Below are 13,155 nucleotides of genomic sequence, written 5' to 3' on the forward strand. Positions count from 1 at the left end.
GTCAGAAGGGCGTCAAGGTCTTTGGTCACACACTGATCCTCGACGCCCTTCGTCATGCCCGCAGCAGGTTCAGAAATTTCCCATCAACGATCTAGGCCCTCGTCGCGCAGGCGATGCAGGTGCGGGCCACGGGCCGGGCCAGCAACCGCTCGGGGGAGACGGGCTCACCGCAGCGCTCACAGCGGCCGTAGCGTCCCTGGGCGATCCTCTCCAGGGCCGCGTCCACGTCGGCCAGGTGACGCTCGGCCGCGGCGAGCGCGGCGCTCGTGTGCGAGCGCTCGAACGCGATCGTCGACCCTTCGGGGTCGTGCTCGTCGTCCGTCGCCGTGTCCTGGGTCGCCTCGACGATCGAGTCGAAGCTCCGGGTCAGGGAGAGGATCAACGCGGACGTGCGCTCGCGGTCGGCGGTCAGCAGCCCACGGATCTCGGCGACCCGGCCTCGGAGGGGCTCCCCGGCCCCGGGCCGTGAGCCCGCCGAACGCTCGGACGGAACCATGTCGCCTCCCCTCGCACGGCTTCCCGGAGTGGCCGCGGAACGCTTCCACCGGACCTCCTGTAGAACGCGGTCACCCGCCGGGCATTCCCGTCGGCGGGCACCCCGTAGGCTGCTCGCAGGGCGCGTACGGTTCCGAACTCAGGAGGAGGCACCATGGCTGACCTGGACGACATCCCGGTGACCATGATCGACGGCCGCGAGACCACCTTCGGTGAATGGTCCGGGAAGGTCCGCCTGGTGGTGAACGTGGCGTCCCGCTGCGGACTCACCCCGCAGTACGGCGCGCTGGAGGAGCTCCAGAAGCGCTACGAGGACCGGGGCTTCACCGTGCTGGGCTTCCCCAGCAACCAGTTCCTCCAGGAGTTCGGCGGTGAGGAGAAGATCGCCGAGTACTGCTCGATGACCTGGGGGGTGACCTTCCCGATGACCAGCAAGGTGAAGGTCAACGGCCGGGGCCAGCACCCCCTCTACGCCGAACTCACCGAGGTCCCCGACCCCGAGGGGCACGCCGGGCGGGTCAAGTGGAACTTCGAGAAGTTCCTGGTCCTGCCGGACGGCACCGTGCACCGGTTCCGCCCCGCCACCGTTCCCGACGCCCCCGAGATCGTGGAGCTCATCGAACGCTCCCTGCCCGAGGGCGGCTAGCGGAGGCGGTCGCGGAAGACCTCGGCGATCGCCTGGGCGCCGGCGAGGTTGGTGTGGATGTCCGGGCCCCGGGCGGCGTCGCACATCCAGGTGAGGTCGCAGATCCGCTGGAGGTTGACCGGCATGCCCGTGGTGCTGTCGGCGGGCACCTCGGTGTCCGAGCCGTCGAAGACGGTGTCCACGTCGGCCACGTCGATCCCGGCGGCCTCGTAGGAGGCGGTCAGCGACGCGTTCACCCGGTCGAGGATCTCCACGGTGCGCTCGGACTGGCTCGTGTTCCCGGGTTCCTCCAGGAGGGCGAGGGCCAGGAACGGGTTGTAGTAGGTCATCCCGACGATCCGCGTGCCCGGGTCCGCGGCCTCCACCAGGCGCTCGGCGATCACCGGCACCTCGGTCTCCAGGCGCTCCAGGCCGTCCGCCACGCAGGCCTCGTCGACACCGATCCCGTCGATGCCGAGCGCCTCCTCGTGGACGCCCTCCACACAGTTGGTGAAGTTGTTGCCGCCGATGGTGAGGGTGACCAGGTCGACCGCGTCACCGTTCTCCCGCAGGAACTCCTCGGCCTGGTCGAGCTGGGACCCCGCCTCGTAGCGGTCGTCGCAGCCGGGGATGCCGCCGCCGACGAAGGTCGTGGTGTCCTCCCCGCCGCACCCCATGCGCTCGTGCCGGAGAGTGGAGTCGGCGTCCTTCAGGGAGCGGTACAGGACGTCCGTGTACCCCTCGGAGGTCTCCCGTCCCCGCCCCTGCTCGTCGGGCTGTACGCCCACGGTCAGTGAATCGCCCAGGGACAGGTAGTGGCTCGTGGTGGGTTCATCGGTGTCCCCGCCGGAGCAGCCCGCGACGACGAGGGTCACGGCGAGGAAGGCGGTCCAGCGGATTCTCAACGTGCTCTCCAACCAGGGCCCCGTACGGGAGTGACGCGGGCCCCCGGACGGAACGGCCGTCACCCTTGCGGGCCGGACGGGATCCCGTCGAGGGGCGCGAGAAGGCTTCTCAGTAACGATGCCAGCTGTTCGCGCTCGGCGGCGGGCATCGGCGCCAGGAGGGTCTCCTCGTAGCTGAGGAGCGAGGCCAGGGCCGCGTCGATCCGCTCGGCGCCCCTGGCGGTCAGCCGGACCAGCACGCCGCGCTTGTCTGCGGGGTCGGGGCGGCGGCGCACGAGTTCGGCGGCGGCCAGGCGATCCACGCGGTTGGTCATGGTGCCGGAGGTGACCAGGGTGGCGCGCAGCAGGCGTCCGGGGCTGAGCTCGTAGGGCGGGCCCGAGCGGCGGAGTTCGGCGAGGACGTCGAACTCCCAGGGCTCCAGGGCGTGTTCGGTGAAGACGGTGCGGCGGGCGCGGTCGAGGTGGCGCGCGAGCCGGGACACCCGGCTGAACACCTCCAGGGGCGTCACGTCCACGTCCGGCCGCTCGGAGCGCCACGCCTCGATCAGCCCATCCACCTCATCGCGCATGGCACCAGCATATCTCTTGACATCAAGATAGTGGGGCGGGTATACGAATTCCACCCGCCCCACTGGTGACCAGGGGCGACGTCCCCTCCTGTGGCCAGCGCCACAGAAGGGTCAGCGCTTCCTGCGTGTGTCCAGCCTCGGCTTGGCCTCCAACGCGGAGAGCCCGTTCCAGGCCAGGTTGACCAGGTGCGCCGCCACCACCTCGCGCTTGGGCCTGCGCACCTCCAGCCACCACTGGCCGGTCAGTGCCCACATGCCCACCAGGGCCTGCGCGTACATCGGGGCGAGCGCCGGGTCGTAACCGCGTTCGGCGAACTCGTCCACCATGATGTGCTCGACCTGGCTGGCGATGTCGTTGAGCAGGCTCGCGAAACTGCCGGTCCCGGAGGCCACGTGCGAGTCACGGGTGAGCACCCGGAACCCCACGCTGTCCTCCTCGACGTAGCGCAGCAGGGCCAGGGCTGCCTTCTCGATCTTGCTTCGGGCGTCGTCGGCGGTGAGAGCCTCGCCCATCATGTCCAGGAGCGTGCGCATCTCCCGGTCCACGACGACGGCGTAGATGCCCTCCTTGCCACCGAAGTGCTCGTAGACGACGGGCTTCGATACTCCGGCCCGCGCGGCGATCTCCTCAACGGAGGTCGCGTCGAACCCTCGTTCGGCGAACAGCTCCCGGCCGATTCCCAACAGCTGTTGCCGACGCTCCTTGCCCGTCATGCGCTTGCGGCGCACTCGGGTTCCCTGCTCGCTGTCGGCTGCTCCCATGATGGTTGTCGATCCTAGACCTTGACCCGCTTCGCAGCGAGCCGTTCGTTGTTGGGCCAGCGGACCTTGGTGGCCCAGCCGAACTTCTCGAAGGCCCAGATGACCCTGGCGGAGATGTCGATCTGGCCCTTGAGCACGCCGTGGCGGGCGCAGGTCGGGTCGGCGTGGTGCAGGTTGTGCCAGGACTCACCGAAGGACGGGATGGCCAGCCACCACACATTGCGGGAGCGGTCGCGGACCTCGAAGTTCTCCTCGCCGATGGTGTGGCAGATGGAGTTGATCGACCAGGTCACGTGGTGCAGCAGAGCGACGCGGACGAGGCTCGCCCAGAAGAACGCGGTGACCGCGCCCCACAGGGACATGGTGACCAGGCCGCCGATGGCGGCGGGGGCGAAGAGCGAGAACAGCACGATCGGCAGGAACAGCTTGTCGACGAGGACGACGTCCTTGTCCTTGAGCAGGTCCGGGGTGAAGCGGCGCGGCGAGGTCTTCTTCTCGTCCAGGTACATCCACGCCATGTGGGCGTAGTACATGCCCTTGGCCACGGACTTCCAGTCGTCGCCGAAGCGCCACGGCGAGTGCGGGTCGCCCTCGGCGTCCGCGTACTTGTGGTGGCGGCGGTGGTCGGCCACCCACTTGATGACGCTGCCCTCGATGGCCATGGAGCCCGCGATCGCCAGCGCGATCCGCAGCGGGCGGTTGGCCTTGAAGGAACCGTGGGTGAAGTGGCGGTGGAAGCCAACGGTGATGCCCAGGCCGCTGATCACGTAGAACACCGTGGCGATCGCGATGTCGGTCAGCGACAGGCCCCAGCCCCAGAAGAACGGCACCGCGGCGAGGAGGGCGATCAGGGGCACGAACACGAAGGCGAAGACGGTGTAGCGCTCGGCCTTGCCCCGTAGTTCGGGCTCGTACTCGGGGATCGCCTCACGCTTGGGCGCGTCGGCGGCGGTCCCGGAGGGCTTCTCGGTGCCTTCGGTCGGCACCTCGGGGGCAGCGGTCATGGGTCTTGCACACCTCGTCACGGAGAACGTCGTCACCGGTCGGGACGGCGTCACGGGTGCGGTGCACCCGTCGGGACGGCCCAACCTATTCCTACGTAACCGTAACCTACGACCCCGTAGGTTTGGCAAGCCCCCGGGGGGAGGCGCTATGTTGGTGTCGAGCGTCCGGACCACGGTCCGGAGCGTTCCCGGATGATGTAATCGGCAGCATCTGGGGTTTTGGTCCCCATCGTCCAGGTTCGAGCCCTGGTCCGGGAGCAACCCCCGCCGTCACGCGACCGTCCCCGTCGAGGGGGCGGGACGCACCCCGTGCGCCCCACGGGAGGGACGGCGGTACAACTCACACCGGCGTCCGGCCGGCCCGCTCCTGCGGGCGTCCGCCGGGCGCCGCGCGCGTCGCGCCCTCATGTGCCTGATGTGTGCCGGTGACACACATGTATCCTTCCCATGTCGGCCGCTGGTCATCCGACGGCCGCCCGCGCGGCATGCGGGTCGCGCCGCCGAAGGGTGAGCCGACGTTCATATGCCAGCTATCACGAGGGGTCTCCTCCAGTGAGCGTGAACCGTCCGGCTGCCGTGATCATCCTCGCGGCGGGTGAGGGCACCCGAATGAAGTCGAAGCTTCCCAAGGTGCTTCACGAACTCAACGGCCGCAGCATGCTCGGCCACGTGCTCCACGCGTCCCGAGAACTCGAACCCGGCAACACGGTCGTGGTCGTGGGCCACGCCCGTGACCAGGTGAGAGCCCACCTGGCCGAGGTCGCCCCCGAGGCCACCACGGCGGTGCAGGAGGAACAGAACGGCACCGGCCACGCCGTGCGCATGGCTGTCGAGGACCTGGCCGCGAAGGGCGTCGAGCTCTCCGGAACCGTCGTCCTCACCTGCGGTGACACCCCCCTGCTGCGCGGTGAGACGCTCGCCTCGCTGGTCACGGCGCACGAGAAGGAGGGCAACGCGGTCACCGTGCTGTCCGCCCGCGTCCCCGACCCCCACGGCTACGGACGCATCGTGCGCGACGCCGACGGCGCCTTCACGGAGATCGTCGAACACGCCGACGCCACGCCCGAGCAGCACCTCGTGGACGAGATCAACTCCGGGATGTACGCCTTCGACGGCGCCCTCCTGAGCCAGGTCGTCAAGCGCCTGTCCACGGACAACGCCAAGGGCGAGGAGTACATCACCGACGCCGTGGGCCTGCTCCGCGGTGACGGCCACCCGGTGGACGCCTGGAGCGCCGAGGACTGGAACGAGGTCCAGGGCGTCAACAACCGGGTCCAGCTCTCCGAGGCCCGCCGCGTCCTCAACGACCGCCTCCTGACGGAGCACATGCTCTCGGGAGTGACCATCGTCGACCCCGCCACGACCTGGGTGGACGCCCAGGTCAGCATCGGCGCGGACACCGTGGTCCACCCCAACAGCCGCCTCTACGGCACCACGCGGATCGGCGAGGACGCGGAGGTCGGCCCCGGCGCCGACCTCCGCGACACCGTGGTCAGCGACGGCGCGAAGGTCCGCGAGACCACCGCGGACGGGGCGGAGATCGGCCCCGGGGCCAGCGTCGGCCCCTACACCTACCTGCGGCCGGGCACCCGCCTGGCCGAGCGGACCAAGGCCGGAGCCTTCGTCGAGGTCAAGAACTCGAACGTCGGCACCGGTTCCAAGATCCCGCACCTGACCTACGTCGGTGACGCGGACATCGGGGTGGGCAGCAACATCGGCTGCTCCTCCGTGTTCGTCAACTACGACGGGGTCAACAAGTCCCGGAGCACGATCGGCGACCACGTCCGCATCGGCAGCGACAACACCATCGTCGCTCCCGTGACGGTGGGCGACGGAGCCTACTCCGGGGCGGGGACCGTGGTCCGTGACGATGTCCCGCCCGGTGCCCTGGCGATCTCCGAAGGACACCGGCAGCGTAACGTCGAGGGCTGGACGCGGCGCAAGCGTCCGGGAACTCCGCCCGCCGAGGCGGCGGAGCAGGCGGAACGGCACAGAGCCGACGCCGCGAACAAGCAGTGACTGTGGGGGAGAAACACGTGACCGGCATGAAGGCCACCGGCCAGAAACAACTGATGCTGTTCTCGGGGCGTACGCACCCGGCTCTGGCCGAGGAGGTGGCGAAGGAGCTGGGGATAGAGGTGGTCCCCACCCGCTTCGACACCTTCGCCAACGGCGAGATCTTCATGCGGTACCTGGAGTCGGTGCGCGGCAGTGACGCGTTCGTCATCCAGAGCCACGCCGACCCGGTCAACGAGTCGATCATGGAGCAGCTGATCATGGTGGACGCGCTCAAGCGCGCGTCCGCCAAGCGGATCACCGTGGTCACGCCGATCCTGGGCTACGCCCGCCAGGACAAGAAGCACCGGGGCCGCGAGCCCATCTCCTCGCGCCTGGTCACCGACCTGTTCCGGACCGCCGGGGCGGACCGGATGATGGCGGTGGACCTGCACACCGACCAGATCCAGGGCTTCTTCGACGGCCCGGTGGACCACCTCTTCGCGCTTCCGATCCTGGCCGACCACATCGCCACCCAGGTCGACCACTCGGAGATCACGGTCGTCTCCCCCGACGCCGGGCGCGTGCGCACCGCGGACCGCTGGGCGGACCGCCTGGGCGCGCCCCTGGCCATCATCCACAAGCGCCGCGACCCGGACGTCGCCAACGAGGTGAAGGTCCACGAGGTCGTCGGTGAGGTCAAGGGCCGCGTGTGCGTCCTGGTCGACGACATGATCGACACCGGCGGCACCATCGTGAAGGCCTCCGAGGCCCTCTTCGAGCAGGGCGCCAAGAAGGTCCTGGTCGCCGCCACGCACGGTGTGCTGTCCGGCCCGGCCGCCGAGCGCCTCCAGAACTCGCGCATCTCCGAGGTGGTCATCACCAACACGCTCCCCGTCCCGGAGGAGCGCTCCTTCGAGAAGCTCACGCAGCTCTCGATCGCCCCGCTGGTCGCCCGCGCGATCAACGAGGTCTTCACCGACGGCTCGGTCACGAGCCTGTTCGACTAGGGCCTGTTTTTCTGGATGCTTTCGCCGGTGGCGGCGAGCGCGGATCCAGAAGACAGGTCCTGGGGCGAGGGCACCCGCGCCCGGCGCGGGTGCCGTCCGGCCGAGGCCGGAACCGGTCCCGAGGTGGGCCATGTACGGAGTCGTCACCAGAGACAGTAGACTTGGCCGAGTGTCCCCGTGTCCGGGTGGATTCCTTCGTGTCTCCTCCTGGAATCAACGCGGGCAGGGGTGCGCGACGAGCGTTCCCGGGCCGGACGGGTCCGGTGACGGCTCGCCGGGCACGCCTGGAACCAGGGCGGTCGAGTCCCCTGCAAGTTGGGTGACCCCGTCACAATTCTCCGCCGAGGGCGGGAATCGTTCGTACTACTGGAGTCGTGTGCCCCGTGCTGCGGGGTTGAACCCGAGGAGTTTTGTCGTGTCCGAGGTACGTATCGCTGCCGAGCCCCGCACGGAATTCGGCAAGGGCGCCTCCCGTCGCGCCCGCCGCGCGGGTAAGGTGCCGGCCGTCCTCTACGGCCACGGCACCGAGCCCCGCCACCTGAACCTGCCGGGCCACGAGCTCATGCTCGCCCTGAAGACCCCGAACGTCCTGATTCGCCTTGGTGGCCTGGACAAGGACAACCTTGCCCTCCCCAAGAGCGTGCAGCGCGACGCCATCAAGGGCTTCCTGGAGCACGTCGACCTGCTGGTCGTCTCCAAGGGTGAGAAGGTCGAGGTCGAGATCAACGTCTCCCTCACCGGTGAGGTCAAGGCTCCCGGCGTGCTCAACCAGGAGCTCGTCACCGTGACCGTGGAGGCCGAGGCCACCCGCATCCCCGATGGTGTCGAGTTCGACATCGACGGGCTGGAGGTCGGCGCCAACCCGACCGCCGCCGACCTGAAGCTGCCCTCGGGCGTCACCCTGGTGACCGACCCCGAGTCGATCCTGCTCACCGTCTCCGCGCCGCGCGTGGAGGAGGAGCCGGAGACCAGCACCGAGGCCGCGGAGGCCAACGAGGAGGCCGCCGCCGAGTAGGCGCGGTCCCGCACCACACATCACAGAGCGCGCGGTCCCCGATCCGGGGGCCGCGCGCTCTGCGTGCGGCGGGGCGCGGTTCGGGTGCCGATAGTGTCGGTCGGCATGTGGAGAGTGTTGAGCAGGTTGGGTATCCGGAAGAGCGGGGACGGCGAGGACATGGCCGAGGCGGAGCGCTGGCTGGTGGTCGGGTTGGGCAACCCGGGCCCGAAGTACGCGGGCAACCGGCACAACGCCGGGTTCATGGTGGTGGACGCCATGGCCGCCGAGAAGGGTGAGCGCTGGAAGGTCCACAAGGCGCACGCCGAGGTCGTGGAGACCCGGATCGAGGGCGCCCCGGTGGTTCTGGCCAAGCCGCGCACCTTCATGAACGTGTCCGGCGGGCCGATCGCGGGGCTGGCGAAGTTCTACAAGGTCCCGATGGAGCGGATCATCGTCGTGCACGACGAGATGGACATCGACTTCGGGGCGCTCAAGCTCAAGAAGGGCGGCGGGTCCGGCGGCCACAACGGCCTGAAGTCGGCCACCGCGTCCCTGTCCGGCCCGGACTACCTGCGGGTCCGCTTCGGCGTGGGCCGTCCTCCCGGGCGCATGGACCCGGCCGCGTACGTGCTGCGGGACTTCTCCTCCACGGAGGCCCCCGAGCTGGACCTCAACGTGGAGCGCGCCGCCGACGCGGTGCGCACCATCCTCAAGGACGGTCTGGGCCGGGCGCAGAACATCTTCCACACCGCCGCCTGAACCCGGACGGCCGGGGCCCCGAGGCACGCCGCCAGGAGCTCGGTGATCCGGTCGCGGAGCTGGTGGTGAGGCGGGCGGCCCCGGTCGGAGCCCCGTGCCCGAACAGCGCCTCCAGCGGTTCGGGCGCGGGCGCGCGGGGCTTGCCGGGGGCAACACCCCCGCGCAGCGTGCGACGTGCGCGGCGCCCTCCACGGCGTCCGAAGTCAACCACTCGGCGCCCGCCCTGGCCGAATCCCCGGCGCGGGTGTTCAGGCTGTCCGCCGTGACGGACCCGCGCTCGCCTGAGTCGGCACCCCCGGGGCCGCGAGCCGCGTCGAGTATCGGTCGGGACATATTTTGGTGCAGCTGTGTCCCCTCAAAACGGTCATCGACGGTCTCAGGACAGACACATTCTCGGTTGGAATGGGACTTCTTTACCAACAGGCCGACACTGACAGCGATTTTCCGACTACTTTTGGTTACTGTTCGGGTTGACGACAGGCGTTCTGTGCCCGGCGATACTCCCCGTCCCTGCCTTCCGCGTGGGTTCCACGCGCGCGGGGGTGGTTACCCATGGTGATTATTCGAAGTCGTTCGTGGTCTTGGGGGATGCATGGTGACAACCAGTGGGACCGTCCACGGAGAACCCTCCGTCCGACGGCGTGAGCATCCCCGGCGGCCCGGCACGCCGGTCCGGGGTATCCGGCGGATTCCGGTCAACACCGGACCCCGGGCCGACGCCTGGCTCCGCCCCTACGTCCTCGGCCTGGTGGCCCTGGACCTGACCGCCGCCGTAGTGGCGACCCTGGCCGGGAGCCTGGTCCGGTTCCATGACGCCCTGCTGGCCGGGACCACCACGCCCTATCTGCTGCTCTCCCTGGTCCTGCCGCCGGTCTGGATCGTCTTCGTCCGGATCGGCGGCGGCTACGAACGCCGCTTCCTGGGCGTCGGCACCGAGGAGTACCGCAGGGTCGCGGTCGCCGGCGCGATCCTGGCCGCGACCGTCGCGGTCGGCGCCTACGCCGTCAAGTTCGACCTCGCCCGCGGCTACGTGCTGATCGCACTGCCGCTGATCGTCCTGCTCTCCCTCGGCCTGCGCTACGCGCGCCGCAAGGCGCTGCACCGGCGCCGACGCTCCGGGGCCTGTATGAGCGGGGTCGTGGTCGTCGGCTACAGCGTGTCGGCGAGCGACCTCATCAGGCGGTTCCGCGACGAGATCTACCACGGCATGCGCGTGGTGGGCGTGTGCCTGCCCGCGCACGAGTCGGACGTCACCGAGGTGGAGGGCTGCCCGGTCCTGGGCTCCTTCACGGACGCGGCCGACGCCGCCGCCCTGGTCGGCGCGGACACCGTCGCGGTCCTGGCCTGCCCCGAGATGGACGGCGTGGAACTGCGCCGACTCGCTTGGGAACTGGAGAAGACCGGAACCGACCTCAACGTGGCCTCGGCGCTCATGGAGGTCGCGGGTCCCCGGACCACCATCCGACCCGTGGCGGGCCTGCCCCTGCTGCACGTGGAACACCCGGAGCTGGAGGGCGCGCGCCGCGTGGTCAAGGGGGTCTTCGACCGCTGCGCCGCCGCGCTGGCGCTCCTCCTGCTCTCGCCCCTCTTCCTCGTTCTGACCGTCCTCATCCGGTCGGAGGGCGGCGGTCCCGCCTTCTTCCGGCAGACGCGCGTGGGCCGGGGTGGCGCCGAGTTCACCGTGTACAAGTTCCGTACGATGGTGGTCGGGGCGGACGCGCTCAAGGCGATTCTCCAGCCCCGGAACGAGCACGACGGAGTGCTGTTCAAGATGCGTCGGGACCCCAGGGTCACGCCCGTGGGGGCGTGGCTGCGCCGCTACTCGCTCGACGAGCTACCCCAGCTCGTCAACGTGGTGCGCGGAGAGATGTCGCTCGTCGGCCCGCGGCCCCCGCTGCCGGAGGAGGTCGCCCAGTACGGGCACGACGTCCGCCGTCGGTTGGTGGTCAAACCGGGGATGACGGGTCTGTGGCAGGTCAGCGGCCGATCCGACCTCTCCTGGGAGGAATCGGTCCGACTCGATCTGCGGTACGTGGAAAACTGGTCGCTGACATTGGACATCCAGATCCTGTGGAAGACGTGGTCAGCGGTGATCCGTGGGGCGGGAGCATACTAGCCGGTGAACAACATCCGAAACGATCATGAGGTGGCCCGGGACCTGGCGAGCGAGGCCGGACAGCTGCTGCTGCGCCTGCGCGCCCGCCATGGATTCGACGAGCCCGAGGTCCTGCGCACACTGGGGGACCGCACCTCGCACGAGTTCCTCTTCTCCGCGCTCGGGCGGCTGCGGCCGAGCGACGCGGTTCTGTCCGAGGAGGGCGTGGACGAGCAGTCACGGCTGAGGTCCCGGCGGGTGTGGATCATCGACCCGCTGGACGGAACCCGGGAGTTCTCCGAGCCCGGCCGTACCGACTGGGCGGTGCACGTGGCGCTCTGGGAGAACGGCGACCTGGTCGCCGGGGCGGTCGCGCTGCCCGCCCAGGGCAGCTGCCTGTCCACGGTCGACCCGCCGTGGCTGCCGGAGGAGCGCCCCGAGGGGCAGCGGCTGCGCATCACCGCCAGCCGGACCCGGCCTCCGGCGTTCGTCCAGCGCATGGCGACCCAGATGGGCGCCGAAGTGATCCCCATGGGATCGGCGGGGGCCAAGATCTGCGCCGTGCTGCTCGGGATCGCCGACATCTACGTGCACGCGGGCGGCCAGTACGAGTGGGACAGCGCCGCGCCGGTCGCCGTCGCGCGCGCCGCCGGACTGCACACGTCCAGGATCGACGGCTCGCAGCTGCGCTACAACGTGTCCGACCCGCTACTCCCCGATATCCTTGTATGCCGATCGGAATTGTCGGGTATGTTGTTGGCAAGCATCCGCGACGGCGCGGACCTTGACAGCGCCGGTCCGCACGCGGGGGGCTGAACCGCAGCACCCACCGCCGCGGAACCGGACTTGGGTGTCGGTATTTCTAAGGCGGATTCCATGGGTCAGGCGAGTCAGCAGGCGCTCGGGCGCTACCAGCTCTCCCAGCTGGACGTCCTCGAAGCCGAGGCGATCTTCATCATGCGCGAGGTGGCGGCGGAGTTCGAGCGGCCCGTGCTGCTCTTCTCCGGCGGCAAGGACTCCATCGTGATGCTGCGCCTGGCGGAGAAGGCCTTCTGGCCCGCCCCGGTGCCCTTCCCGGTGATGCACGTGGACACCGGGCACAACTTCGAAGAGGTCATCGAGTTCCGGGACCGGCGCGTCGCGCAGGCCGGGGTCCGCCTGGTGGTGGCCTCGGTCCAGGAGCAGATCGACGCGGGCAAGGTCACCGAGCCCACCGGCCGCTGGGCCAGCCGCAACCGCCTCCAGACCTCGGCGCTGCTGGAGGCCATCGAGGAGCACGGTTTCACGGCCGCCTTCGGGGGCGCCCGCCGTGACGAGGAGAAGGCCCGGGCCAAGGAACGGGTCTTCTCCTTCCGTGACGAGTTCGGCCAGTGGGACCCCAAGAACCAGCGCCCCGAGCTCTGGAACGTGTTCAACACCCGGATCAACCGGGACGAGCACATCCGGGTCTTCCCGATCTCCAACTGGACCGAGCTCGACGTGTGGGGGTACATCCAGCGCGAGGAGCTGGAGCTGCCCTCGATCTACTTCGCCCACCAGCGGAGCGTGTTCGAGCGCGACGGCATCCTGCTCGCGGACTCGCCGCTCATCCAGCGGGACGAGACCGAGGTCCCGTTTACCGAGACCGTGCGCTACCGCACCGTCGGCGACCTCACCTGCACCGGAGCGGTCAAGTCCTCGGCCGTGGAGCTGGACGACATCATCGCGGAGATCGCCGCCACCCGGATCACCGAGCGCGGCCAGACCCGCGCCGACGACCGGGCCAGCGAGGCCGCCATGGAGGACCGCAAGCGCGAGGGCTACTTCTAGCCACGTCCTCCTGGGCCTCCGCTTCGCTCGGGCCCGTGTTCGGCGCCTTCGCGGAGGGACTCCCTCCGGTATCCGAACGCCAGGGCCTCCGCTTCGCCGAGGCCAGCGATCCCCTCCGCACCTCCCGTCC

13 protein-coding genes are annotated in these 13,155 nt (G+C 69.7%); 8 read left to right on the forward strand and 5 right to left on the reverse strand.

What is annotated here, in order from left to right:
- Positions 1–91: 91 nt before the first annotated feature.
- Positions 92–496 (reverse strand): TraR/DksA C4-type zinc finger protein, encoded by a 405-nt coding sequence (locus tag BDW27_RS25060; protein WP_110052064.1) that lies wholly within the window; start codon positions 494–496, stop codon positions 92–94.
- Positions 497–649: 153 nt separating this feature from the next.
- On the opposite strand from BDW27_RS25060, the gene BDW27_RS25065 reads away from it, so the two are divergent.
- Entirely contained in the window at positions 650–1,141 is a 492-nt protein-coding gene (locus BDW27_RS25065) for a glutathione peroxidase (protein ID WP_110052065.1), read from the forward strand.
- Here the strand turns inward: BDW27_RS25065 and BDW27_RS25070 are convergent.
- The 4 genes from BDW27_RS25070 to BDW27_RS25085 all read right to left on the reverse strand — a co-directional run bounded on the left by BDW27_RS25070 (position 1,138) and on the right by BDW27_RS25085 (position 4,360).
- A complete protein-coding gene (locus tag BDW27_RS25070) occupies positions 1,138–2,025 on the reverse strand; it encodes a GDSL-type esterase/lipase family protein (RefSeq protein WP_370446551.1) in 888 nt (295 codons plus the stop codon). The two genes, BDW27_RS25065 and BDW27_RS25070, sit on opposite strands and share 4 nt — an antisense overlap.
- A gap of 59 nt (positions 2,026–2,084) precedes the next feature.
- Positions 2,085–2,594 (reverse strand): MarR family winged helix-turn-helix transcriptional regulator, encoded by a 510-nt coding sequence (locus BDW27_RS25075; RefSeq protein ID WP_017542256.1) that lies wholly within the window; start codon positions 2,592–2,594, stop codon positions 2,085–2,087.
- Positions 2,595–2,705: 111 nt separating this feature from the next.
- Positions 2,706–3,356: a TetR/AcrR family transcriptional regulator gene (locus BDW27_RS25080; RefSeq protein WP_026128851.1), complete on the reverse strand. Its 651-nt coding sequence runs from the start codon at positions 3,354–3,356 to the stop codon at positions 2,706–2,708.
- A gap of 14 nt (positions 3,357–3,370) precedes the next feature.
- Complete coding sequence (locus BDW27_RS25085) at positions 3,371–4,360, reverse strand: fatty acid desaturase (protein WP_110052067.1); 990 nt, start codon at positions 4,358–4,360, stop codon at positions 3,371–3,373.
- Between the two features lie 552 nt (positions 4,361–4,912).
- Between BDW27_RS25085 and glmU the strand changes: the two genes are divergently transcribed.
- From glmU to cysD, 7 genes are all read left to right on the forward strand, one after another.
- Positions 4,913–6,379, forward strand: coding sequence for a bifunctional UDP-N-acetylglucosamine diphosphorylase/glucosamine-1-phosphate N-acetyltransferase GlmU (gene glmU, locus BDW27_RS25090; protein WP_110052069.1), 1,467 nt, complete (start codon positions 4,913–4,915; stop codon positions 6,377–6,379).
- 17 nt (positions 6,380–6,396) lie between these two features.
- Positions 6,397–7,365: a ribose-phosphate diphosphokinase gene (locus BDW27_RS25095; protein ID WP_017542252.1), complete on the forward strand. Its 969-nt coding sequence runs from the start codon at positions 6,397–6,399 to the stop codon at positions 7,363–7,365.
- Positions 7,366–7,780: 415 nt separating this feature from the next.
- Positions 7,781–8,380: a 50S ribosomal protein L25/general stress protein Ctc gene (locus BDW27_RS25100; protein WP_017542251.1), complete on the forward strand. Its 600-nt coding sequence runs from the start codon at positions 7,781–7,783 to the stop codon at positions 8,378–8,380.
- A gap of 105 nt (positions 8,381–8,485) precedes the next feature.
- Positions 8,486–9,121 carry an aminoacyl-tRNA hydrolase gene (gene pth, locus BDW27_RS25105; protein ID WP_110052116.1) on the forward strand — a complete coding sequence of 212 codons (636 nt, stop codon included), beginning with the start codon at positions 8,486–8,488 and terminating at the stop codon, positions 9,119–9,121.
- Between the two features lie 592 nt (positions 9,122–9,713).
- Positions 9,714–11,237, forward strand: a complete 1,524-nt coding sequence (locus BDW27_RS25110; RefSeq protein ID WP_110052071.1) for a sugar transferase — start codon at positions 9,714–9,716, stop codon at positions 11,235–11,237.
- A 3-nt stretch (positions 11,238–11,240) separates the two neighbouring features.
- The gene (locus tag BDW27_RS25115) at positions 11,241–12,032 is read left to right on the forward strand and encodes a 3'(2'),5'-bisphosphate nucleotidase CysQ (RefSeq protein ID WP_110052073.1); all 792 of its coding nucleotides are present in this window, start codon (positions 11,241–11,243) and stop codon (positions 12,030–12,032) included.
- A gap of 60 nt (positions 12,033–12,092) precedes the next feature.
- Complete coding sequence (gene cysD, locus BDW27_RS25120; protein WP_049571888.1) at positions 12,093–13,025, forward strand: sulfate adenylyltransferase subunit CysD; 933 nt, start codon at positions 12,093–12,095, stop codon at positions 13,023–13,025.
- Positions 13,026–13,155: the final 130 nt, after the last annotated feature.

It is taken from the genome of Nocardiopsis sp. L17-MgMaSL7, assembly GCF_003182025.1.
Taxonomy (GTDB): Bacteria; Actinomycetota; Actinomycetes; order Streptosporangiales; family Streptosporangiaceae; genus Nocardiopsis; species Nocardiopsis prasina.

Bases quoted from the DNA above. Each gene is read 5' to 3' on its own strand.
- BDW27_RS25060 (WP_110052064.1), bottom strand. From the start codon at position 496: ATGGTTCCGTCCGAGCGTTCGGCGGGCTCACGGCCCGGGGCCGGGGAG.
- BDW27_RS25065 (WP_110052065.1), top strand. From the start codon at position 650: ATGGCTGACCTGGACGACATCCCGGTGACCATGATCGACGGCCGCGAG.
- BDW27_RS25075 (WP_017542256.1), bottom strand. From the start codon at position 2,594: ATGCGCGATGAGGTGGATGGGCTGATCGAGGCGTGGCGCTCCGAGCGG.
- BDW27_RS25080 (WP_026128851.1), bottom strand. From the start codon at position 3,356: ATGGGAGCAGCCGACAGCGAGCAGGGAACCCGAGTGCGCCGCAAGCGC.
- BDW27_RS25085 (WP_110052067.1), bottom strand. From the start codon at position 4,360: ATGACCGCTGCCCCCGAGGTGCCGACCGAAGGCACCGAGAAGCCCTCC.
- pth (WP_110052116.1), top strand. From the start codon at position 8,486: ATGTGGAGAGTGTTGAGCAGGTTGGGTATCCGGAAGAGCGGGGACGGC.
- BDW27_RS25110 (WP_110052071.1), top strand. From the start codon at position 9,714: ATGGTGACAACCAGTGGGACCGTCCACGGAGAACCCTCCGTCCGACGG.
- cysD (WP_049571888.1), top strand. From the start codon at position 12,093: ATGGGTCAGGCGAGTCAGCAGGCGCTCGGGCGCTACCAGCTCTCCCAG.